Origin of the sequence: Aminipila sp., from assembly GCF_032051575.1 — a bacterium.
Classification (GTDB): Bacteria; Bacillota; Clostridia; order Peptostreptococcales; family Anaerovoracaceae; genus Aminipila.
In genome coordinates this window covers 1-22,409 of record NZ_DAMBYD010000019.1, presented here as the reverse complement: position 1 = coordinate 22,409, position 22,409 = coordinate 1, and the positions used below count along the sequence as shown (strand labels likewise).

The following is a 22,409-nucleotide window of genomic DNA, read 5'->3' as shown; positions in this document are numbered from 1 at the left end:
CACACTCCATTTCTTTTTTCGGGTCAGCCGACAAATTAGTTTAGATTCTTAATCAATCTTAAATTGTGAGGATACATCCTTAAGAGAGTTGGCCTGCTTGGACAATTGTTCACTCGCAGCTGAACTTTCTTCTGCAGTAGCTGCATTTGTCTGAACCACTGAGTTAATTTGTTCAACACCGTCCAGCGTTTGTCTCAGTGCTGCCACCTGTTTTACAGAAGCTTCAGAAATCCCACTGATTAATTCAACCGATTGTGATACTCCTTTTATGACTTCCTCAAGCATTGTGCCTGTCTGATTAGCAATCTCTGTGCCATTTTCTACTGCATCAATTGTTTCCTCTATTAAATTGGTAGTTACTTTGGCTGCCTCTGCTGACTTACTTGCTAGATTTCTTACTTCATCTGCAACTACAGCAAATCCTTTTCCTGCTGTACCTGCTCTTGCAGCTTCAACTGCAGCATTCAATGCCAGGATATTTGTCTGGAAAGCGATATCTTCAATAACTTTAATGATTTTCCCTATTTCAGAAGATTTTTTATTAATATCATCAATAGCCATAATCATATGGTGCATTTGTTCATTACTCTTATCTGCTGTATTTCCCACTATTCTAACTTGATTAGCAGCACTTAACGCATTATTCGCATTTTCGGATACATGTTCGGATAAATCATTTATAGTCGCTGTAAGTTCTTCTGTGGTACTTGCTTGATTGGTCGTTCCCTGTGCCAACATTTGTGCAGCATTAGCTATCTCTACCGAACCATTTGCCACCATTTCAGAGACATCTACAATCTGTCCGATAGTTTTTTTAAACACGCTGGATACCTGCATAATGGAGCTCTTTAGTTTTGCAAATTCTCCATCGTACTTCTGCTTTAATTCAATATTTAACCGTCCATCAGCAAATTCATCTAGCGCAGCGGACACTTCATCTATATAAGTTATATATTGGTTCAATCTCAAGATTAAACTTCTCAAAGAATCAGCCATTATTCCGACTTCATCCCTTGAATTTACATCTATCTGCGTCTCTAGATTTCCATTTGCCAGTTCGTCAGTCACCTTAGTTAATTTTTTAAGTGGAGCAACTATACTTCTGCTCACTATAAATATGACTGTAAAAAGGATTACGATGGAAACCAGATAAATAAGAATTAGTTCTTGCCTTGTCGAATTTACTATCTTTAAAAAATTATCCTTTGGAATAGCAAGCAGTACTTTCCATCCTGCTGCACGGGTTTCTCCTACTATACCGTATTGAGTTTCTCCGTTCCTAGTAAATTTTATTATTTTGCCAGTGGGTTTAGTAATTTCTTCCACCATATTTTTACTAAATCCGATTTTATCTGTGGATTTCAGCAGCTCGTCCTCATTCTTGCTTCCCAAGATTATATTTTTATTTGAGATTAGCATTTGATAGCCTTGCGCATAAGCACTTTGTTTTTCAACAATCATGTTACTTAAATTTGTAATAGATACATCGGCTCCTGCAATACCTACAATATTCTTCATATTCATATCATATACTGGTGCAGATATCGTTATAATCATTTTATTTGTGGATATATCCATATAAGGCTCAGTAATAATATATCCTTTATCAATATCTTCCTGCTTCTCAAACCAATATGCTCTTGTCTTCAACTCAAATCCAGGTTCAGCAACATAACCTGATCCACCAAATAATAAATCGGAATTTGCTGCTGCTGTAAAGGTCCCAATCATATTCTTATTGCCTTTATCCGTGCCATCCTTTAATGTAGTATATACATTTTGATATTCTGGATTCTGGGTAAAATTGCTCGTGTTTGGTGCGTCGGTTAACAGTTTTCTAAGATTTGAATCAAGTGCAAGCTGTTGAACCAGACTAATATACTCTGTAAAGTACTCATCTACCCCTGCTTGAAGGGTTTCTGCAGTTAAAGACGATACATTTTCTTCACTTGAAGAGACCGTTTTAACAACCTCTTTCGTAATAACCATTCCTGAAATAAGCATTGCCAAAATAGCAACTCCGCCGATTATAACCATTATTTTGGTACGTATACTCTTCATAAACTTTCCTCCATATGCCATTGCATAATAAAACCACCAAATCGGCAATATGGTGTTTATCTTCACTTCGTTCAATATTCTATTATAACTTTTGATGTAGTACAAAATTGTACTGAGGCAATAACATCAAAATCACTAAAATTATACCACAAATTTCCAAAAAATATAATGATTTTTTGTCTTCTTTGTTATAAAAATAAAAACAGCGGGTAAAAATCCCGCTGTCCATTTTCATTGCTGTCCGTTGTTACTTTACCGCTAAAGCGGTGTAACAAAGGCAACGGCTTCGCCTCCGACTCGCTCTGCTCCCTGCTGTCCGTTGTTACTTTACCGCTAAAGCGGTGTAACAAAGGCAACGGCTTTGCCTCCGACTCGCTCCGCTCCCTGCTGTCCGTTGTTACTTTACCGCTAAAGCGGTGTAACAAAGGCATCATAGATGGCTTGGATGGCTCTGTTGAAGTCTTTTGTCTCTACGCCTACTATAATGTTCATTTCACTGGAACCCTGATCAATCATTCTGATGTTTACGCCGGCTTTTGCAAGTGCTGTAAATAAGGTTGCAGATACGCCAAGTCTTTTGGACATGCCTGCACCAACTGTTGCAATAAGTGACATGTCATCAAAAACATCAATGCTGCCCGGATCAAGTTTTCTCTTTATTTCCTCAACGATGTCATCCAATTTCCCATCAATACTCTTATCTGAGACTACAACCGAAACGGTATCAATTCCACTTGGCATATGTTCAATAGCAATATCATAATCCTCTAAGATGCTGCTCAGACGTCTTATAAACCCGCTTTCCTGACTAAGTCCATTCTTATAAATAGCAATTACGGAGAAGTCCTTGCTTCCTGCAATTCCAGTTATAATCCTATCCTTCTGAACTTCCACATCAGAATCAATCATTGTCCCCGGATCTGATGGAATATTTGTATTTCTAATGTTTATAGGAATACCTGCAATTCTGGCAGGGTAAATTGCATCTTCATGTAATACCGATGCTCCCATATAAGAAAGTTCCCTAAGTTCTTTATAAGATATTTTGCTGATAGGCTGCGGATTTTTTACAACTCTTGGATCCGCCATGAGGAACCCTGATACATCCGTCCAGTTTTCATAAACTTCTGCCTCTACAGCTCTAGCCACTATGGCACCTGTAATATCAGAACCTCCCCTAGAAAAGGTTTTAATTTTACCATTTGGGTATGTGCCATAAAATCCAGGTATAACAGCCCTTTCATGTTGCTTTAAAGCATCTCCTAAAATTTTATTTGTTTCCTCAGCAAGAAACTTACCTTTTTCGTCAAATAGTATTAATCCAGCAGCATCTACAAAATCATAGCCTAGCATGGCTGCTGTCATCATTGCATTTAAATATTCACCTCTACTGGCTATATAATCAGACGAAGCACCTTCTTGAAGATTTCTTTTTATTTCATCAAATTCCTTTAGCAGATCCACCTCTACTCCAAGATTAATTTCCATAGCCATGTATCTGTCACAAATAACCTGAAATACCTGTTCATAAGGTAAATTATGTTCTATATGAGTTTTACATAAATATAAAAGATCCGTAATCTTGTTGTCCTGGTCATATCTCTTTCCAGGGGCAGATACTACAACGTATCTTCTGTCATGATCTGCTTCTATTATTTCTTTTGTCTTTGTAAGCTGTATCGCATCGGCTACAGATGAGCCGCCAAATTTCGAAACTTTGATTCCCATCGGAAATCCCTCCTCGCATATATAATTACATTGTTAGTTATATATAATATTCATTATTTTCTATCCTGCTAAACCTTACCAAACGCATTTTTATAATTTTAGCGTATGATTAATCATTATACGTGGTTTTTTTGTGAAATGCAACAATTTTTGATTCTTTTTTGTGCTCAAACAACAAAAGCCGTTCCCGCCATTTGGCAGGATCGGCTTTGTTTTACATAATAACATCTACTGTAAATTGTTTTTTTGTTTACAGACCTGCATCCTGCCTCAAAGCATCAGCTTTATCTGTCTTTTCCCAAGGTACGTCAATATCAGTTCTTCCGAAATGTCCATAAGCAGCAACCTGTCTGTAGATAGGTCTTCTTAAGTCTAAATCTCTGATAATTGCAGCTGGTCTTAAGTCAAAGTGCTTGTTAACAAGTTCTGAAATCTTTTCATCCGAAATTTTACCAGTCCCATAAGTATCAACAAAAACTGATACTGGCTTTGCCACACCAATTGCATAAGCTAATTCAATTTCACACTTATCCGCAATTCCTGATGCAACGATATTTTTGGCAACATATCTTGCTGCATACGTAGCTGAACGGTCAACCTTTGTAGGGTCTTTACCACTGAATGCGCCACCGCCATGTCTAGCGTATCCACCATATGTGTCAACAATAATCTTTCTACCTGTTAAACCAGAGTCACCGTGTGGTCCTCCAATTACAAATCTGCCTGTAGGATTTGTATAATATTTTGTTTCATCATCCAAAAGTTCAGCTGGAATAATTGGCTTAATAACCTTTTCAATAAGGTCTTTTCTGATTTGCTCCTGCGTAGCTTCCGGATCGTGCTGAGTCGAAATAAGAACCGTATCGACTCTCTTTACCTGATCCCCATCATACTCAACAGTTACTTGTGTTTTTCCATCAGGTCTTAAATACTTAATCGTTCCATCTTTTCTTACCTTCGTAAGCTGTAATGCAAGCTTGTGAGCCAGTGAAATAGGCATAGGCATTAATTCAGGAGTTTCATTACAAGCAAAGCCAAACATAATACCCTGGTCTCCTGCACCTGTCTCTTCAATTTGGTCATTCAATGAGCCTTCTTTATATTCTAATGCTTTATCAACACCCATAGCAATGTCTGTGGACTGTTCATCAATAGCAGTTAAAACAGCGCAAGTATTGCCATCAAAACCATATTCACCCTTATCGTACCCGATATCACAAATTACTCCTCTTACAATCTTAGGAATATCGATATAGCAATTTGTAGTAATTTCACCCATTACCATTGCATAACCTGTTGTCGTTGTTGTTTCTGCAGCAACACGTCCATAAGGATCCTGTGCATAAATAGCATCTAAAATTGCATCTGATATCTGATCGCAGATTTTGTCAGGATGCCCTTCTGTTACTGATTCTGAAGTAAATAATTTCTTCATAATAATACTCCCTTCCTTCCTTACAATTAACTTAATTTAAATCAAAAATCAAATTTTTATTCAAAAACTAAAATAACCTCTTAAGAAAGAGGTTAGATTTTACATATTGGACAATCTTTCCTCATCTTCCAGAATACCACTTCTGTAGGATTTAGCACCTTTTATATTTGGTCTGCAAATGCATCTGAAATACACAGGTTGCTGGGCATCTTAGGGCCTATTCCCTCCGCCGCTCTTGATAAGGGGTTATTTAAGAAATTAGAAGCCACTTGTACTTTTAATCTCAATTGTAGTTTTCTTATTATATTATATCTATAAATAGCATATTGTCAATATATAACCTTTTGGGTTATACTAACTTTATTATAATTAAAGAAAAGGGTAAATAATATTGGATAGAAAATTTAAAGTGATCAGAGGCGGGCTTGATTCTCCTCTAGACAGCAATAAGCAGTTTATTAGTGCTTACATTACAGATACAAGACTTATGGGCGTTACAGGTCTTTATATACATTGGGGTATCGAAGCAGAAGATTTAAGTTCAGATTTTCATCAATTTTTCTATTTCGATGCAGAAGAATACGGATTTGAGACTTATAAAAGCATTGTAGGAAATGATATTGAAGAAATAACTGTAATTGAAAGTGCCCTTTTAGGTGGACTAGGCGGGCAGAAAGTCAAAATTACTGAAAAAGAGGCTTGCTATTTAGTACAGGAATATGCAAAAGCTAATGTAGATTTAACCCTACCATTACCAAAAGGAAAAGAAGAATATAATTTTATTCTAGAGAAAGATATAACTCTTGCCATTAAAGAAAAGCACGAACTAATGAAGAAAATGTGCGACCCAATTCATTCAGAATTTCAAGTAATTAACTACTTTTTAATGCGTTGCTTTGGCCGTGATTATTATGCTGCAAAATACTTGACTAATGGCAGGACTCCTGTTGAAATATATTCGGATTATCCAATTTCTACATTATGTAAAAATACCATCGACATAAGTGATGAAGAAAGTAACTCCTATTTGTGCGAATCTCTGGTTGAAAGTAATGGTAAATATCATATAGTCATATCTGAAATTAGTATAGACGAATTCCTTGTATCAAGTTTTAAAAGACGTTCTGACTTTAAAGTTAGCGCTGCAGAAGCAGCCATGATGCTTTCAAGGCCAGAATTTATTACTGTATATGACCTGCAAACAGATAATGATGAATTTATTGACAACAGTTTGGCTGAAATTACTACAAATGCCATGATGACAATTCATGAAAATGGCAGACTTTTTTTAGCTTTCAATAAGAATAATTCACATGTTGATAAAGCAGTATTCAGGTTAAATGAAGATGTATACGGCATGTTTTATATCTCTGACTTTGGTCAGATGATTATCGCTAGCTATAATGTTAAAGGAATTTTAGCATTAGAAATGGATTTAAGGAAAAGTCCCTTAAAAGAATATATGGATATGACTTCTAAATATGAATTTAAAGAGCCTATTCTTTATGAATTCATACAAAGTGATTTTGATGATTTTGAAGATTTTTTGGAATTCATAAGGGAATAATACAATGAAAAAAAATATTGATGACCTCGGTTTATGCCGAGGTCATTATATTTAATATTTTTTTACTGATACCTTTTACTGGAGCTTTACTAATATTTGATTCAACAGCAATATGCAGATCTAATTCAGGGCAAATCCAGAAACTTGCACGAAATCCATCGTCATTCCCCTCATGCCCATATAATGTATATCCATTCTGCTCCCTTATAAACCAGCTTACCCCAACATTTTCCCCATTATTTGGAACCTCGGCTTGTGGTTTCCAAATCTCTGCATAGGATTCTTCTTTTAATATACGCTTCTCTATGTTGGCCCTTGCCCACTTTTCCAAATCGGTCAGATTAGTTGTAATGGTAGAACTGGGTCCATGTGCTCTATTATAGGGATATTGTTTTTCCAGTATAATATGTTTCTCTTGATCTTTTGTATGAGGCATTGCCATATTGACTTTTTCCAAATCTTGTAAATTCAAGCTTCCTGAGGCACGCTCAAAGGTTAATAAAGCAGTATTGTCCATTTGTAATGGTTTCAGAATATTTTCTGATACAAATTCTTCAAAACTAACCCCTGCGATTTCAGCTATAATAGTTCCTAAAATTTCATATCCTATATTACTATATTTAAAATTACGTTCTAAAGGACTCCAAAGTAGTTTGGACTTTACTACTTCATCACTTTGTACATACCTTCTTAATGCCGCCTCGTCAAATTCCGGCTTATCCCACCCATAGTCAGATACATCAGTCAATCCAGCAGTATGCGTCAGAAGATGTCGAATTGTTATGTCTTTATATCGTTTATCGTCGATTAACAGCCACGGTATAATTTTAACTATTGGCGAATCTAGTTCCAACAAGCCTCTTTCATACAGTATCATAATCGAAGTTCCTACAAATAGTTTTGTAACCGAAGCTACATGAAAAATATTGTCTGCCTGTAAATTTTCTTTTGTAATAAAGTTTTTATAACCTGCTGCCTTTTTATAATTTAACCCCCTGCATTTAAGAGGACTGTTTAATCCAACTGTGACCCCAATAGCAAGCCCTGCTAAATCATGATAAAAAAGTGCATCTTTTAAATATTCATCTAACTTTTTAGTTATCATTTTTGTCTCCTTTAATGAACCACACCATTTATAAAAATATTATACTTAAATTATAAGCTATATGATAAAATAATCTATATTAAATGTTAATAATAGGAGGATTTCCATATGCAATACAGAACTTTTAACAGAACCAATGAACCGGTATCACTTTTAGGCTTTGGAACTATGCGTCTGCCACGCCTGAAAAATGGTAATATCGATGAAACGGAAGCTATAAAAATGATACGAACAGCTATCGACAATGGTGTAAACTATGTAGATACCGCCTACATGTATCATGATGGCCAAAGTGAAGTCGTAACAGGTAAAGCATTAAAAGACGGCTATAGGAAGAAAGTGCTTCTAGCAGATAAAATGCCTGCATGGTTCGCAAAAGAAGAAGCTGATATCGAAAAGATTTTTAATGAACAGCTACACCGCCTTGAGGATCAAGTTATCGATATGTATCTTGTTCACAATATTGACAAAGATATATGGAAGAAAGTTAAAGAATATAATGTTTTAGCCTTTTTAGAAAAGAAGCGTGAAGAAGGGAAAATCAAGCATATTGGTTTTTCATTTCATGATGATTTTGATTTCTTCAAGGAAATCGTAGATGCATATCCATGGGAGTTTTGCCAGATTCAATTGAATTATATGGACAAAGATTTTCAGGCTGGCATAAAAGGATTGGATTATGCCGCCTCAAAAGGGTTGCAGCTTATCATTATGGAACCCCTGAAGGGTGGGAAACTAACCGACATTCTACCTGAATCGGTTGAAAAATATTGGGCTGAGGCGGATATAAAAAGGACGCCTGCAGAATGGGCCTTAAGATGGGTAGCTGATTTTCCAGAGGTTCTTACAATTCTAAGTGGAATGAGTACAATGAATCAACTGGAAGAAAATATTGAAATATTATCTGATGCGTTACCCCATAGTCTGACAGAAAAAGATCATCAAATTATTAACAAAGTTTCGACAGAGTATAACAAACTTATAAAATATTCCTGTACTGGATGCAGATATTGCATGCCATGTCCTAAAAAGATTGAAATTCCTGCAGTTATAAACTTTTATAACGAATGGTTCCTATATAATGGTAATGATAAAATTAAAGCTGATTTTAAGACTTGGATTCCTCCTAAAAGGCGTCCCTCTGCATGCATTTCTTGTAATGCCTGCCAGAACCATTGTCCTCAATCCCTTCCAGTTTCAACCATTATGGGCAAGGCTTCCGAAATTTTCGAATAATTTTAATATTTACTCAATTGTTGTAAGGGTCCTGTTCAGGACCCTATTTTTGTGTTCAAAACCAATTGGTGTAGAATAGTCTGTAAATACTGATATTTTTGTGTCAAAATATGTTGACATATGTCTGAATAATGAATAAAATAAAAGCGTTGCGGTATATTCGTGACAATGCGATTTTTTATTTTTTTTAGGAGGAGTTATTATGAAAAACTTAAAGGCGGCTTTTAAGTTCGTCCCAATCTTTGTAATGGCAGCTTTGATGATCAGTGGTGTAAATGCACTAACTGCTGCGCCAGCTGCTGCTTTCACTGCAATTGCTGTTGCAATGCTGACAGAAAAGTTAAAGTTCAATGATTGCCTGGATGCTGCTATGGAAAGTGTAAGCAAAATTCTTATCGCACTATTTATTCTTATGTTCGCTTACGCAATGGCAAGTGCATTTATGTCAACAGGTGTTGGTGCTTCTATCGTAAACCTTGCTCTAGGTCTTGGTGTTACAGGTAAGACTGTAGCAGTTGTAGGCTTAGCAGTAACAGCGGTTTTATCCGTTGCAACAGGAACTTCATGGGGAACGTTCGCTGCTTGCGCACCAATTTTCTTATGGTTAAATCACCTAGTAGACGGTAACTTATTACTAACTACTGCTGCTATCGCTGGTGGCGCTTGCTTTGGTGACAACATCGGTCTTATTTCAGATACTACAGTTGTAAGTTCAGGTATTCAGGGCGTTGAAGTTATTGACAGAATCAGACATCAGGGTGTTTGGTCAGTACTTTGCCTATTAACTACTGGTATTATTGTCTTTCTTTGTGGATTAGGACTTCCTGGCGTAACAACAAATGGTGCTGATGCTATCGCTGCTATCCCGCCAAATGTATTTGATGTCCTTGCTGTACAAAAACCTGCAGCTGTTGACCTATTACATCAAATTGAAGCAGGAGTTCCTGTCTATATGATTATTCCTCTAATTCTGGTAATTGTACTAGCTATTATGGGTATGTCCACTTTTATCTGCCTAGGCGCTGGTATCGTTTCAGCTTACATCTTAGGTTCAATAGCTGGAACAGTTACTTCATTTGCTGCATACGTTCAATTAATGCAGGACGGTTTTGCTGAAGCTGGACAATGGGTAATTGTTATGATGATGTGGGTTGCTGCATTTGGTGGTATCATGGGTCGAATTGATGCCTTTGCACCTTTATCTGCTTTTGTACTTATGATTTCAAGAAAAGTAAGACATTTAATGACTTGCAATGCTATTCTTTCATTATTTGGTAATGCCGCTCTTGCTGATGAAATGGCTCAGATTGTAACAGTTGGACCTATCATCAAAGATTTAGTAGAAAAGAATGTTGAAGGTGACGAAAAATCAATGTACACATTAAAGCTAAGAAATGCTACATTCGGTGATGCTCTTGGCGTATTTGGTTCACAGCTAATTCCATGGCATGTATACATTGGTTTCTATGTTGGTATTGCTACTGCTGTATATCCATTACACCAATTCGTTGCTATTGATATTATCAAATACAACTTTATGGCAATGACTGCTGTAGGTTCAATTATTGTGCTAACCTTTACTGGTCTTGATCGATTCATTCCACTGTTCAAGCTTCCATCAGAACCAGATGTTAGACTAAAAAAATAAACATTTATAACTTTTATTTATAAATCGCATAAATTTAACGTTAAATAACATAAAAAAGTCTCTGGTAATTCCAGAGACTTTTTTGTTGATTAAGGAACACTACAACCAAATAAGAAGAGTGCACCTATTGATGCACTCTTCTTATCTTAGCTGATTTTTTATTATATGGAAGTTATCCCACTATATTAAATAACATCCCAGACATCTCTTCCCTTTTTAAGTAAACAAATACCTTTTGGGAAATATTATCCATGTCACTCATGTTACTTATATTAATTTGAATCTTATATTTTTCTGAAACTATTTTTAATAATTTTATAAATGCATTAATAACACACACATCAGGGACCTCTTTATACAAGAGGCTTTCCATATTCAGCAAACTTTTTTCATCTTCTATGCAGCTTAAAATGTCCCTTTGAATGTGACTTAAATCTATTATATATTTGTTCTCAAAGTTATATAGTATGGATGGCTTCACTTTCTTAAGAATCTGAGATATCACATCCGACATCCAAAAATAATCGATGCCCTCCATGCAAAAAGTATCTAATACAATTTCAAAGGGCTCAATATTTTTTTCCACTATAGTTCTCTCAACTTTATGGTTTCTGATTTCATCATAAAGTTCTTTCAAAGTTTCCCCTGGAGATATACCCAAATTTCCTGTCAATCTATTACTAAAATTGGAATAGTAATTAATGGCACCAACCCGATTTCCTTTAGCAATATTTAAACGCATTACCTTTAATGCCATTTCTTCATCATAAGGCTCAATTTCATGGATCTCATTTATTATTTCTATTGCTGCATCATAGTTCTGTGAATCCTCATAGTACTCTACTAGTTTTTTTAAAATATGAACTTTCTTATTCTCTATATTGATTCTTTGAAATAATATTAGTTCATTAAACTCATCACAACTATTAAAATAGCAGCCCTCCAAAAAATCTCCGCAAAATAGTTCTCTTAATTGTAAAAGTTCATGAATGGAATAATTATAATCCAATTTAAAGTTTATAATGTTAAGAATATCACAATCTAAGAGGTATTTTTCATTAACGCCACAGCAGTCCTTATCTACATGTAGAAATAACTCTCCTTTTGAATCAGGCTTGATATTCTTCTTTATCTGCCACAAATTAAATCTAAGATTGTATTTTGCAGCATCCTCACTACTATCAGGCCATAAATATGCAACAACTTTTTCCCTGCTTAGATAGCGGTTTTTATTCAAAATCAACAGGCAAATTAGTGCTATCGCCTTATTCCCTAGAGTCTCACCTATGGGTACTCCCTTATATTTTATTTTCGTCTTTCCTAAAAAACTTATAGTAAGCATTTTATCACCATTTAAACTGAGTGCATTATTTCGCCCGACTTTATCGTCGCGACAACTCTAACATTTTTAATATCTTCACTCCTGATACTAAAAATATCACAATCCAAAACAACTATGTCAGCTAATTTTCCTACAGTCAAGGTCCCTTTTTTATCTTCTTCAAACAATGCAAAAGCCCCATTGCATGTAAACATTCTAATTGCCTCATATAAACTGACTCTATGCTTCTCAACTGGATGATTAACGGCTGAATAAATTCCTAATAGCGGTATAGCCTCTGTAACATCACTATCGGATCCTCCGCAAACACAAATACCACTTTCCACAATTTTCTTAAATGGGTTGGTCGTCTTATATTTTTCACCTATTCTTTGCGCATACATTTTATTAGGTCCCCCCCAATAATACTCATAGGTTGGCTGCATTGAAAATATAATTCCCATTTTATTAGCTCTTTTTATCTGATCATCATTCACCAGTTCAACATGTTCAAGCCTATGTCTTAACCCTTTTTTCCCAGTTTGATACAGTGCACGTTCATGTGCAATTAATGCCGCTTCAATTGCCCTATCTCCTATGGTATAAAGAGCTAATTGAAAATTATTTTGATAACACTTCAGCACAAAATCATCTAGCTCTTGTTGCTGAAGGCACAAACTGCCCATAGTTTCTGGGCAGTCTGCATATTCAAATGACAGCGCTGCATTTCTTGCGCCTAAAGTTCCATCAATGTATAAACAACCCCCTACTCGGTTTAGGTTCATACTTCTGATTTTTTCCAAATTCATGGTTTGGTAAAATAGGGCCATGTCTACAGGAAATTCTTTCGCATGTTCATATATAAATTCTGCATCTTTATCACTATATAAAGCTCCGCCCTCCATGGCATTTACAGTAGTAATGCCGTTTGCCATTAGGCCTTCCATAATACCGCCGACTGCCTCTAATCGAGCAGAATCAGGAATATTCTTTAATATATTTTCTCTAAGCACTGAGTTTGCCTGTTTATAAAAAACTCCTGTTGGCATTTGATGTTCATCAAGTTCAATGCCTGTAGTTGTAAAAGGGATTTTAAAATAAAGCATAGCATATGTATTTAACACACTAACCTGGTACTCATATGAATTTATCCATACTGGAACATCATTGCAGTATTTATCTAACAATGCTCTTGTGGGCATTGTATTTTCTTTTAGTTGTTGGCCCTTCAGCCTTATACCACGAATCTGTTTGCCTGGCGATAACATTGCCGCCTGTTTCACCAATTCACCAACTTCATCATGGGTGGTAGCGTTACTTAAATCAAGACTAACTGAATTTAAAGCAGTCTGCACAACATGAAAATGACTATCTATAAACCCTGGCAAAACAGTACACGACTTTGCATCAATGATTAAAGTATCTTCGTCTATGATTTGCTCATAATCTGTTCCATCTCCACATGCTACAATTCTATCTGCTTCTATAGCAACCCAATCAAGGATTTTAACTTGTTTATCCTCCATGGTCATACACTTACCATTCTTAATTAAAATATCAGCTACCATATTAATTTACCTCGCAATATTTATGTGATTATATGTTAGTATAATATCATACTATTCATCAATCCACCAATACTCTCTTCAAGAATTCGTATATTACATCTGCTGTCTTTACCACAGAGTCTAACTCTACATATTCGTCACTTCCATGAAAGTTTTCGCCAAATGCTCCAAATATTAATGCTGGTGCCCCTAGTCTAGAACCTAAATAGTTAAAATCACCTATACTTTGAAAATAAGAAAGCGTTGGCGATTTTTCACACACATCCTCGATAGTTTCTATGAAAAGAGTTGTCATTGGTTCCTTCTCATCAACAGTAAAAGGCATAAAACCTTTTGCCCCTTCAGAAGGTGCTTCTCTAAAGTTTATTTTATAGTCACATTTTATATTAGCACGTTTAATAGCCTTTTCTATTTGTTCAATAATGGTTTGCTCATTTTCCCCAACAACGATATGCCAGAACAACTTAACCTTTGCATAATCTGGTACACTACAAGCACCACCATCACTTTCCATTGCTACTACACATGCAGATCCCTTTCCTAAATGTTCATCTACAATATATTCCACGTTTTCTAATTCACACATAACTGCAGCTGCTGATGTTGCTGCACTAATTCCCTTCTCAGGGGTTGCTGCATGAGCAGAAGCACCAAAGAATTCAATCTCAAGTCCATAGCCACCACGCGCCCCTAAACACAAGTCAGGGAATGGCTTTCCTGTAAAACCTGCACTTGGTTCTGTTATAATCGAAAAATCAACGTCTTTAAGATACCCTTCTTCAATTAATGCATTTGTCCCCATGCCATAGGGGCCTTCTTCTACCGAAACATAGGTAGAAATAATTTTACCCCTAAACTTATTCTTATAATCTGAATTAAACGCTTTTAGTGCCATCATGGTTGCGGCACACCCCGATTTCATATCTAGTGCCCCTACACCGTATAAACGGTCGCCTTTTAATTCTCCCTTTGGATTCGCAGTCCACCCATTACATAACTGAACTGTATCGAGATGTCCATTTAAGCAAATAGTGGGGCCTTCTGAATTACCTTCTAACCTTACCACTAAATTCTTACCTTGAAAACCAGTAACCTTTTTCTCGTGATATTTATGTAATACACAGTATAAATCATTTTGTAAGAGCCATTTCTGTGTATATTCCATAATTTTATCTTCTTTAAAGTAAGGACTTTCAATTTCTACTAAATCTGTTAGTAGCTTTATTGTTTCATTCTTATTTATTCTGTTCATATTAATTTTCGCTCTCTACTCCCTCTTGTTTCCATATAAACTTCCCTAAAATGGCATAGATAATTGCTACTAATGGTGTTAAGTAACATAAGAAAGCATATGGAAGATAGCTCATAGTGGCAACCCCTAATGCCCCAGTGAAAAATACTCCACACAGTCCCCATGGTACTAATGGCGATGTGACAGTGCCTGAATCCTCACAAGTTCTGGACGCTACATCCAGTCTGATACCCAATTTCTTATATGCTGGTAAGTACATTCTTCCTGGAATAATAATTGCAACGTACTGGCTGGCTGAAATGTAGTTAATAATAGCAGAAGAAATGATATGTGTAATAATAAGATTTCTAGCTTTATTCGTTAAAGCAGACATCTTGTCAATAATAGTCTCCAATGTTCCTGTTATTTCCAGTATTCCACCATAGGAAAGACCTAAATAACCTAGTGAAACAGTCCACATCATAGCCTGAATTCCACCTCTGTTCAGAAGTTTGTTGACAGCTTCAACACCAGTATCTATTTTAAATCCATAATTCATGTAAGACATCATGTCTATGATGCTGTATCCCTGTGCTACCATTGCAACAATCATTGCTGCAAGAGCTGCAATAACCATAGCTGCTAATGCACTAACTTTTTTAACCGCCATAAATATTATGATTGCAAGCGGAATTAAGCTTAGTAATGCATATCCTAAAGAAATATTGAAATTAGCATCTATTCCCTTTAGAATTGCATCTACTGAAGTTGTATCAATGGACGATGCACTGTACTTCATCCCTATCACAGTATAGATAATCAGTGAAATAATAAATGCCGGAATAGTTGTATACATCATGCTTTTAATATGCGCAAACAGATTTGTTTCACAGACACCTGCTGCCAGATTTGTGGAATCAGAAAGTGGTGACAATTTGTCTCCAATTACAGCACCAGATACAACCGCTCCTGCTGTTAATGCAGGTGGAATTCCTAATCCAATACTAATTCCCATAAAGGCTACGCCAAATGTTCCGCCTGTAGTCCAGCTGCTTCCTGTACATAGTGAAGATACACTACAGACAAGTGCTGCTGTAAGCAAGAAAATAGATGGGTTAATAATTTGTAATCCATAATAAATTAATGCAGGAATTGTTCCGGCAGCAATCAAGGTCGGAATCAACATTCCGATAAACATTAAAATCAACATTGGTACAGTTGCAATTTTACATCCATGCATAATACCTTCTTCAATAGCTGACCACTTTGTACCCGTTACTAATAGCAGTACAACTGCAAAAGCAATAGAGAATACTAAGGTCATATGGATGTCAGGACTGCCTACAACAAGTATTTGGGCTACAATAACAGCGAATAAGAAAAGTATAATTAAAATCGCTACCCCAAATGATGGCTTATTTTTCATTTTAAACTTCCTCCTTTTAATAAGTATAAAGAGCTCTTTAGGTTTATAAACTATGATAACTGGATTCCATATCTCAACTATACTCATAAGCCGTTACATAAGCTGTGTATTTCTGTTTTAAAATTTAGATATTTTTAAAAATTTTTATTACTATCTTAAACACTATTTAAACCTTAAAAAACTTCTATTGGTCTTTAAACTTCACAAAATAGCTGCAGCCGGATAAATGCATCAATACAGTTACTCATTTATCCGGCTGCAGCCTTTCATTTCCATTTATTCTATTGTCTATCTATTAAAATAATCTCAGCGCTGATTCCTTTCATAGTCGATCGGATACTTAAAGCTTCGGAAGTAGTTATTGAACTAAACTCTACATCCGGCAATGTGGACCAGCTGCTTATTAAGGTTTCCCTCTTGCTTGCGACACCTGGGGCTCTTAGTCCTTCCTGATAAGCAGTTACTATATTTTTTTTAGATATTTTATATCTGCTCACATTAAAATCTCCGGCTAAGCCCTGACACTTTATTAGGAATTCACCCTCCTCATCATACTGAGAAGAAATTTCATAAATTTTTTCACGGTTTTCTGCACTCTGTAAATCTTTCTTTATAAAGTCATTAATATTATAAACTAAGATACTGATGCTGTTTATCTCCTTTGGATTTTGACTACTAGTAGTAATTATATAATTTGAGCCAGATTTAAGGGCAGTTTCTTTTAAGCTCTTCATTAGATTATATGGTCTTGCTATAGGTTTCATATTGTCTCTCTCTAGCAAATTTCCAATGAATAATTGTTCTGTAGTTCTTTCTTCCAACGCTGACTGGATGTCTAACTCTACAATAACAGGATCAGGTTTCTTTCCTTTTATATATTCACTATAAACACCTTTGACCTGTTTCCTTATTGCATCCTCAATTTCTTGAGGCGAACACCTAATATATTTAGCCATAGTTTCCCTGTTGTTTGGCCTGTCCGTATATTTCTTTCTATATTCCTGTGGGTGCATTTCAAACCATGTCTTAAAATGCTTTATGTAGTATCTCACTGCAGAGAAACCCATTTCCTCAGAAATCGCACCAACTTTCTTGTTTGTCCCAAGCAAAAGTTTTTCTGATTCCTCAACTCTTATAAAACTCAGCAAGTCCTGAAAGCTTAAGCCTGTAGCCTCTTTTATAACATGTGACAAATAATAGATACTTAAGTGCTCACGGTCGGCTATTTCATTTAATGTAAGCTTTCTGGTGTAGTTTTCATACATATAATCTGTAATTCTCCTAAGACGCCCAGCAAGCACCTTATTTGATTTATTTTTCGTTTCATTAATATACTTACCATCATCCATAGCAAAGTACTGGAAATCAGACAATAAACATGCTAAAAGATTATGGGTGCTTTCTATAACTTTATGTTCGTATCCATACCCTTTTTCTAACACTTCCATCATGATACGACCTAATATGTTCCTCAATACATCTAAACTTTCATCATCATCATGCATATCAGTAACAAAAAAATTATTCTTTAGATTGCCATAATAATTAGAGAAATATGACAAGTCCATTTGCAACATCATGACCATATTGTCTTCGTCTGTCTTAGTAAAGCTATGGATTTCTCGATCATTTAAAATGAATATATCTCCTTGCTTTAATATGTAATTATAATATCCATTTTTTAATCCAACAGATCCTTCTAAGACATACACCACCTCCAAATCATCATGGAAATGTATAGGATATTCCTCAATATGTGCAGTTATTACATTTATTGGCAATTCCTCTCTAAAAAAACTTCTTTCTTTTAACATGTGCACCTCCAATATTTCTCTCCTTTGTATCCAGATTTATATATATTATGTAAACTTTTTCTTGCATGTTCGAAACATTTTTCAACAGCCCTTAAATTTGATTATTTGAGGGGCTAACGCAGTTTTCCACACCCGTTTTAAAAATTGTATACAATTTTATCAACTGATACCTGTGGATACTTAGTCATGTATTATATGTGTATTTTTCAACCTTTTACTACTATTTCAATCTTTTCCGCCCATACTTATCCACAGACTATGTTGCATTATTTTAAACTGTTCTGCTTTATATGCTATCGAGAACTTTTATATCTTTTCTAACGTCTTTATTACTAAAAGTCATAATTCCCTGGTAAATACACTCCGCTAGCTTTTTCTGATATTCTTTGCTCTCCAGCAGTTTTGCATCTTCATTATTTGATAAGAAACCACATTCCACGATGATTATAGGAGTTTTAGGATTTTTTAAAATCATTACTCCCGACTTACTAAGTGCTGTGCGTTCTGTTCCATCTGCAATCCCGCTAGTTAAACACTCCTGCACAATCTCCGCCAGACGTTTACTTTCTGCTATAACAGATTCCTTCTCTGATCCAGCAGGATAGAAAACTTGTGCTCCCTGTACACTTCTGTCTTCTTTAAAACTGTTTAAATGAATGCTCACTGTAACATTTGGTTCTACTTCCGAAATAATTCTTTTTCTTTCTAACAGGTCTTTGGTTTTCTTGCTCCTTATGGTTCCTTTTGCTTCGTCACCAAGGCTTATATCCTCATTTCTGGTCATGACAACATTCCAGCCATCAACTTTAGCCAGTTGTTCAAGTTCTTTAGCAATAGCTAAATTTATGTTTTTTTCAGAAACACCACCTGCACTTTCTGCTCCGCCATCTAATCCTCCATGCCCCGGATCTATAACGATTACATCAGCAGACGTTATCCTTTCAACGCTTCTAACTACATCATTATACATTGGCACAGCTGCAATTATAAAACAAATAGTTGCTAAACAAGCTATAATCTTTAGTTTTTTTACTTTACCGTTCACTCTCATCTTCTCCCCGCCTCCCTGCCTATATATATGCAGAAAGCCCATTGTCCTATTCCTAGCCTAATATTCAAGAGCAAACTAGTACATCTTTAAAATTATTATATAACAGAATGACTAATTTGTGCTATAATAATTTTATATTATAAGGAGAAATTTTATGAATACAGATAAACTTTATCAAAAAGATCAATATTTAAAAAGTTGTAATGCTAAATTAGTTGATGTAACTCAATCTAAAAACTGTTTTACTTTAGTTTTAAATCAAACCATATTCTTTCCTACTGGTGGTGGACAAAGTTGTGACAAAGGAAAAATTAACAATCTTGAGGTTGTGAATGTATATGAAAAAGAAGGTATAATATTTCATGAAGTGCAATGTAATAACAGCAATATTGTATTGAATATTGATGATGAAGTTTGTTGTGAAATAGACTGGCAATACCGTTTTTTAAACATGCAGAGACATTGTGGAGAGCATATTCTTTCTGGAATATTTTATAGAGAGTATGGCGGTATAAATAGAGGATTTCATATGGGTGAAACCTATATGACTATAGATATCAGTTTAGAAGAAAATCCTGAGATTAAAACTTTAACTTGGGAAATGGTAAAAAAGGCTGAAGAATATGCAAACCAGGTAATCTGGTCCAATGCGCCTATAACAATCCGTCACTTTCAAACTCGCGAAGAAGCTGCTCATTTGCCTCTCAGAAAGGCTCTAGCTATTGATAAAGATATTTCCATAGTTTGCGTTGGAGATATTAATAACCCCGCCGATTGTGTGGCATGTTGCGGCACACATCCATCTACTGCTGGACAAGTAGGCTTTCTAAAGATTTTAAAAGTTGAAAGTTACAAAGGAATGTTCCGCGTTTATTGTGAAGCTGGTAGACGAGCTATGGAAATATTTAATACCTACCATGAAATTATGACAAAGCTTAACAAAAAGTATTCTGCAACTCCAGATGATTTGTTAGATAAAATGACAGCTCAAGAAGAAAAAACAAAGGCTGTAAGAGCCGAGCTTCACACTTTAAAGCAATCTGTCATAAAGGATAGGATTGCCACTCTATCCGTTGATTTAAAGTCTTTAGGCTCTTCTTCACAAAAAAAGAATATTTTGATTAAAGAATACGATGATATGAAAATTGATGATCTGTTAAATATAGGCAGGCCTCTAATCTCGCAACTTTCACAACTTTTAATAATAGTATCCAGACCAGAAAAAACTATGCTTTTATTCTCAGATGGTAAGATTGATTGTGGTAAACTTGTTAAAGAGAACGCCTCCATTTATCAAGGCAAAGGCGGTGGCAATAACACCAGTGCAAGAGCTATATTCCCAAAAGTAGAATCAATTGATACATTTTTAGATTTGTTAGATAAACACTTGCGATAAATTAAAATAGGTCAATACCATAAAAATCTACAACTAAAAAAGTCTGGAATGTCAATTGTGGCATTCCAGACTTTTTTTAAATGTATATTTCTCCATCGGCTAATTTTTTATATACTCCCCCAACGTAAATCTTGGTTTTCCCATCTTCCATCGTAAGTCTGCTCATTATCTTAGAAGGTCTGTTCATAGCTTCTCCCTGAACAAACATATTTCTTTCTTCAGGCTTTATTATGCCTTTTTCATATAAATAAAAAGTTAATGCTCCATTTGAAGTTCCTGTTGCTGCCTCTTCGTCTATATCATACAAAGGTGCAAAATTTCTACAATTTGCTGTTGCACTACCGCCCTCTTCTGTTAAGGCAAATGCATGTACGCCTGTAACTTGATATTCTTCAGATAACTTAGATAAAGCTGGGAAATCTGGTTTTATGTCATTTAGTACCTGCTTTGAGCTAACCCCCATCATGATATCTGGAAGCCCTGTAGACACTAGGCCTGGGGGCATAATAATGTCCTCTGCTTTAATTCCCATCACAGCAGCTAACTCTGTCTTTTTCTTTTCATCCTCAATAGACCCCATATTCACAGGTTCTCCCATCTCCATAAAAATGAAGCCGTCCGCAATTTCTACCTTCAGCCGCCCTGCTAAGCTTTCAAGTATGTAATTCCCGCCATTTTCTACGATACCCCACTCCATCATGGCACCAAATGAGCCTATTGTAGCATGCCCACACAAGTCTACCTCTGCCGCAGGTGTAAAGTATCTAATATTAAATTTCCCTTGATCTATTTTCTTAATAAACGCTGTTTCAGAATAACGCAACTCTGCTGCTGTTTTAAGCATTATTGCGTCTGAAGGAAACTCCTGACCATCATCTAATAAAACAACGCCTGCCGGATTACCTCCAAAAATTTCATCAGAAAAAGCATCGACGATTTGAAATTTCATATTTATTCTCCTTCTAAACACAATTCATTTTTTATGGTGCAATATCTTCTACTATTTTTGCAAAGTCAATTAGTGAAATAAGCTTCCCATTAACGCGAATAATCCCAGTCATTACGCCTGCCCTGCCATAAGAAGCTTCTGATTTTTCAATATTATTGATAGAAATTCGTTCAATTCCCAATACATTATTCACCCTAAACGCAGCATTTAATTTATTTACATCTGCTACGATAAATAGACTTCTTTCTTCTGAGTCCAAGTAAATACCAAGATAATCTGCTAAATTTACAACTGTAATAAGTGTATCTCTAGGCATATATACACCCTCTACTGATGGATGTCCATGAGGAATCTTATCAACTGGAGATGGCATCAAAATTTCCCTTACTTGCAATACATTTACACCAAAGACCTGATTTTTTATTGTAAAAACTAGAATTTCCATTTCATCAGTATCTGTACTTAACAAAATTTCATTGTTATCAGCATTTCCGCTCTTAGTCATAAGAACCTCCTTAATCCTTTTAATCAATATATTTAGCTATACATCTTATATTATACAACATATTTCACCAGAAGTTAAACAAAAAAGCCGATTAGATAGCAATCTAATCGGCTTGAGTAATTCTTCATATTGGCAGAGAAGATTTACGTATAAGTTATTATTCTTCTTCCATAGGCTTTAAGTCTGGGCTGATGATTAATTCACAACCTGTTGCAGCCTTAATGTCATCTAAAGTATAGTCTGCGTGTAATTCTGTAAGCACAACACCCTTATCTGTAATTTCCATTACGCCCATTTCAGTAATAATCATATCTACTACTTTTAATGCTGTATAAGGAAGTGTGCATTCCTTTAGAATTTTATGTGCA

16 protein-coding genes, 1 pseudogene and 1 riboswitch are annotated in these 22,409 nt (G+C 35.5%); of the genes and pseudogenes, 4 read left to right on the top strand and 13 right to left on the bottom strand.

Features of this window, described 5'->3' with window-relative positions:
• Positions 1 to 48: 48 nt before the first annotated feature.
• The 3 genes from RTW14_RS18345 to metK all read right to left on the bottom strand — a co-directional run bounded on the left by RTW14_RS18345 (position 49) and on the right by metK (position 5,227).
• Positions 49 to 2,061, bottom strand: a complete 2,013-nt coding sequence (locus RTW14_RS18345) for a methyl-accepting chemotaxis protein (protein WP_312654211.1) — start codon at positions 2,059 to 2,061, stop codon at positions 49 to 51.
• Positions 2,062 to 2,469: 408 nt separating this feature from the next.
• Positions 2,470 to 3,789 carry an aspartate kinase gene (locus RTW14_RS18340; protein ID WP_312654209.1) on the bottom strand — a complete coding sequence of 440 codons (1,320 nt, stop codon included), beginning with the start codon at positions 3,787 to 3,789 and terminating at the stop codon, positions 2,470 to 2,472.
• Positions 3,790 to 4,039: 250 nt separating this feature from the next.
• On the bottom strand, positions 4,040 to 5,227 hold the full coding sequence (metK, locus tag RTW14_RS18335) for a methionine adenosyltransferase (protein WP_312654234.1): 1,188 nt from the start codon (positions 5,225 to 5,227) through the stop codon (positions 4,040 to 4,042).
• Positions 5,228 to 5,342: 115 nt separating this feature from the next.
• A riboswitch (SAM riboswitch) is annotated at positions 5,343 to 5,469 on the bottom strand.
• A 146-nt stretch (positions 5,470 to 5,615) separates the two neighbouring features.
• Between metK and RTW14_RS18330 the strand changes: the two genes are divergently transcribed.
• A complete protein-coding gene (locus RTW14_RS18330; RefSeq protein ID WP_312654207.1) occupies positions 5,616 to 6,791 on the top strand; it encodes a hypothetical protein in 1,176 nt (391 codons plus the stop codon).
• Between the two features lie 31 nt (positions 6,792 to 6,822).
• Here the strand turns inward: RTW14_RS18330 and RTW14_RS18325 are convergent, their stop codons facing one another.
• A complete protein-coding gene (locus RTW14_RS18325) occupies positions 6,823 to 7,896 on the bottom strand; it encodes a serine hydrolase domain-containing protein (protein WP_312654205.1) in 1,074 nt (357 codons plus the stop codon).
• 108 nt (positions 7,897 to 8,004) lie between these two features.
• Here RTW14_RS18325 and RTW14_RS18320 point away from each other — a divergent pair, with 108 nt between their 5' ends.
• Together RTW14_RS18320 and RTW14_RS18315 are read left to right on the top strand one after the other, a co-directional pair.
• Positions 8,005 to 9,132, top strand: coding sequence for an aldo/keto reductase (locus RTW14_RS18320; protein ID WP_312654203.1), 1,128 nt, complete (start codon positions 8,005 to 8,007; stop codon positions 9,130 to 9,132).
• 202 nt (positions 9,133 to 9,334) lie between these two features.
• Positions 9,335 to 10,780: a Na+/H+ antiporter NhaC family protein gene (locus RTW14_RS18315; protein ID WP_312654201.1), complete on the top strand. Its 1,446-nt coding sequence runs from the start codon at positions 9,335 to 9,337 to the stop codon at positions 10,778 to 10,780.
• A gap of 172 nt (positions 10,781 to 10,952) precedes the next feature.
• Here the strand turns inward: RTW14_RS18315 and RTW14_RS18310 are convergent, their stop codons facing one another.
• The 6 genes from RTW14_RS18310 to RTW14_RS18285 form a co-directional block, all read right to left on the bottom strand.
• On the bottom strand, positions 10,953 to 12,122 hold the full coding sequence (locus tag RTW14_RS18310) for an AfsR/SARP family transcriptional regulator (protein ID WP_312654199.1): 1,170 nt from the start codon (positions 12,120 to 12,122) through the stop codon (positions 10,953 to 10,955).
• A gap of 11 nt (positions 12,123 to 12,133) precedes the next feature.
• Positions 12,134 to 13,669 (bottom strand): amidohydrolase, encoded by a 1,536-nt coding sequence (locus tag RTW14_RS18305; protein ID WP_312654197.1) that lies wholly within the window; start codon positions 13,667 to 13,669, stop codon positions 12,134 to 12,136.
• Positions 13,670 to 13,727: 58 nt separating this feature from the next.
• Entirely contained in the window at positions 13,728 to 14,921 is a 1,194-nt protein-coding gene (locus tag RTW14_RS18300) for a M20 family metallopeptidase (RefSeq protein ID WP_312654195.1), read from the bottom strand.
• A gap of 1 nt (position 14,922) precedes the next feature.
• Positions 14,923 to 16,326: a Na+/H+ antiporter NhaC gene (nhaC, locus tag RTW14_RS18295; protein ID WP_312654193.1), complete on the bottom strand. Its 1,404-nt coding sequence runs from the start codon at positions 16,324 to 16,326 to the stop codon at positions 14,923 to 14,925.
• A 281-nt stretch (positions 16,327 to 16,607) separates the two neighbouring features.
• Positions 16,608 to 18,140 carry an AraC family transcriptional regulator gene (locus tag RTW14_RS18290; RefSeq protein WP_312654191.1) on the bottom strand — a complete coding sequence of 511 codons (1,533 nt, stop codon included), beginning with the start codon at positions 18,138 to 18,140 and terminating at the stop codon, positions 16,608 to 16,610.
• Positions 18,141 to 18,426: 286 nt separating this feature from the next.
• Positions 18,427 to 19,191 carry an N-acetylmuramoyl-L-alanine amidase gene (locus RTW14_RS18285; RefSeq protein WP_312654189.1) on the bottom strand — a complete coding sequence of 255 codons (765 nt, stop codon included), beginning with the start codon at positions 19,189 to 19,191 and terminating at the stop codon, positions 18,427 to 18,429.
• 154 nt (positions 19,192 to 19,345) lie between these two features.
• On the opposite strand from RTW14_RS18285, the gene RTW14_RS18280 reads away from it, so the two are divergent.
• A complete protein-coding gene (locus tag RTW14_RS18280; protein WP_312654186.1) occupies positions 19,346 to 20,587 on the top strand; it encodes an alanyl-tRNA editing protein in 1,242 nt (413 codons plus the stop codon).
• A gap of 76 nt (positions 20,588 to 20,663) precedes the next feature.
• On the opposite strand, the gene RTW14_RS18275 is transcribed toward RTW14_RS18280, so the two are convergent.
• The 3 genes and pseudogenes from RTW14_RS18275 to RTW14_RS18265 all read right to left on the bottom strand — a co-directional run.
• A complete protein-coding gene (locus RTW14_RS18275) occupies positions 20,664 to 21,536 on the bottom strand; it encodes a PhzF family phenazine biosynthesis protein (RefSeq protein ID WP_312654184.1) in 873 nt (290 codons plus the stop codon).
• 31 nt (positions 21,537 to 21,567) lie between these two features.
• Entirely contained in the window at positions 21,568 to 22,041 is a 474-nt protein-coding gene (locus RTW14_RS18270; protein ID WP_312654182.1) for a chemotaxis protein CheW, read from the bottom strand.
• Between the two features lie 157 nt (positions 22,042 to 22,198).
• Positions 22,199 to 22,409 (bottom strand): annotated as a pseudogene (locus tag RTW14_RS18265) (succinyl-CoA--3-ketoacid-CoA transferase); the annotation flags it as partial.